The 2,005-nt window shown below is 63.9% G+C and carries 2 protein-coding genes and 1 pseudogene; 2 read left to right on the top strand and 1 reads right to left on the bottom strand.

Features of this window, described 5'->3' with window-relative positions:
* Positions 1–1,440: biosynthetic-type acetolactate synthase large subunit (gene ilvB, locus KBA32_RS13375; RefSeq protein ID WP_294359709.1), on the top strand; the 1,440-nt coding region annotated here is incomplete at its 5' end.
* Between the two features lie 2 nt (positions 1,441–1,442).
* Positions 1,443–1,763, top strand: a complete 321-nt coding sequence (gene ilvN / locus KBA32_RS13370) for an acetolactate synthase small subunit (RefSeq protein ID WP_294359707.1) — start codon at positions 1,443–1,445, stop codon at positions 1,761–1,763.
* Between the two features lie 140 nt (positions 1,764–1,903).
* Here ilvN and KBA32_RS13365 read toward each other — a convergent pair.
* Positions 1,904–2,005 (bottom strand): annotated as a pseudogene (locus KBA32_RS13365) (IS5/IS1182 family transposase); the annotation flags it as partial.

The following is a 2,005-nucleotide window of genomic DNA, read 5'->3' as shown; positions in this document are numbered from 1 at the left end:
CCCGGCGCGACGAATCTGGTGACGGCGATCGCCGACGCCAAGCTCGATTCGATCCCGCTGGTGGCGATCACGGGGCAGGTGCCGCGCTCGATGATCGGCACCGATGCGTTCCAGGAAGTCGATATCTACGGCATGTCGATCCCGATCACCAAGCACAACTTCCTCGTCGGCTCGGCCGAAGAACTGCTGACGGTGATCCCGCAGGCGTTCCGGCTGGCGGCTTCGGGCCGTCCCGGCCCGGTGCTCGTCGATATCCCGAAGGACGTGCAGAACCAGCGCATCGAAGTCAGCGCGTGGCCGGAACCGGGCCGCGCCGAGCCGGTTGATGCGCCGAATGCCGACCTCGTCGCACAGGCAGCGGCGATGATCAATGCGGCCAAGCGTCCGCTCCTCTATCTCGGCGGCGGCATCGTCCATTCCGGCGCCTCGGCGCAGGCGGTGGAACTGGCCGAGAAAGCCAGCCTGCCGACCGTGATGACGCTGATGGCGCTCGGCGGCATGCCGGTCGATCATCCGCTTTCGCTCGGCATGCTCGGCATGCACGGCGCGCGCTGTACCAACTTCGCGCTCGATGAATGCGATCTGCTGATCGCCGTCGGCGCGCGCTTCGACGACCGCGCGACGGGCAAGGTCGCCGCTTTCTGTCCGCAGGCGAAGATCATCCACATCGACATCGACCCGTCTGAACTGGACAAGATCAAGACCGCGCACATCGGCATCCAGGGCGATGTCGCCGCCGTGCTTGCGCAGCTCGCGCCGCAGGTGAAGGCCAATCTGCGCGAAACCTGGCTCGGCCGCATCGCCGAACTCAAGACCGCGCATCCCTTGCGCATGCCGGGCATCGACGATCCGCGCACGCCCTACGGGCTGATCCGCGCGGTCGCCGATTGCCTGGACGACGAGGCAACGATCACGACCGATGTCGGCCAGCACCAGATGTGGGTGGCGCAGGCGTATCCCTTGCGCCGGCCGCGCCAGTGGATCACCTCGGGCGGGCTCGGCACGATGGGCTTCGGCTTGCCGGCCGCGATCGGTGCGGCGCTCGCTGAACCCGAGCGCACCGTCGTCTGCTTCTCGGGTGACGGCAGCATCCTGATGAATATCCAGGAGCTCGCGTCGGCGGCCGAGGAGGGCGCCAACGTCAAGGTGATCCTGATGAACAACTCGTCGCTCGGCCTCGTCTTCCAGCAGCAGATGCTGTTCTACGGCGAGCGCACCTTTGCTTCGAAGTTCAAGGGCGTGCCTGACTTCCTCACTGTGGCCAAGGGATTCGGCTGGCAGACGATGGATCTGGATAGCGAAAGCGATCCGGTCGCCGCGTTGAAAAAGGCGCTGTCGACGCGCGGCCCGACGTTTATCCACGCCAGCATCGCGATGCGCGAGCAGGTCCTGCCCATGGTCGCCCCCGGCGCGGCCAACAAAGACATGATTGGAGGCTGAACATGAATTCCGTGACCAGGAACGAAAAACACGCGCTCACCCGCACCGTGCTCGAACTCGATGTGAACAACCACGCTGGCGTCATGTCGCACGTCGTCGGGATGTTCTCGCGCCGTGCCTACAACGTCGAAGGCATCCTGTGCATGCCGGTCGGCGGCGAGAACGCCAACGGCGAGATCAGCCGCATCTGGCTGACCGTCAACGAGGACGAGCGCCTCGACCAGATGGTCAAGCAGCTGGAAAAGCTCGAAGACGTCCGTACCGTGCGCCGGCACGGCGCCGAGCATGAAGTGTTCGAGCGGCTGGAGGAGTTCTTCCGCTGATCAACGGCGGGTGTTAAGGAATCGCTGAACAAATCGCGTTTCTGTTGATGGTTTGGTCAGCGAGCACAATTGCGTCTTCAAAGAGGCGCGTTTTCGCGGCTTTTCCGACTTTGGAGGGACTTTTCCCCTGTTCTTCGTTTTCAAGACGCACCTTGGGTGCTGGCGTTCAATAACGCTCGCCTCGCCAGCACCAGATTGGCGAAGCCAAACAGCGAAAAGAGCTGAGCCGAATTCTTCGCCAG

The organism is Propionivibrio sp. (genome assembly GCF_017995515.1).
GTDB lineage: Bacteria > Pseudomonadota > Gammaproteobacteria > Burkholderiales > Rhodocyclaceae > Propionivibrio.
This window is presented reverse-complemented; position numbering and strand designations above follow the sequence as displayed.

Coding starts and splice junctions, on each gene's coding strand:
- ilvN (WP_294359707.1), top strand. CDS start 1,443: ATGAATTCCGTGACCAGGAACGAAAAACACGCGCTCACCCGCACCGTG.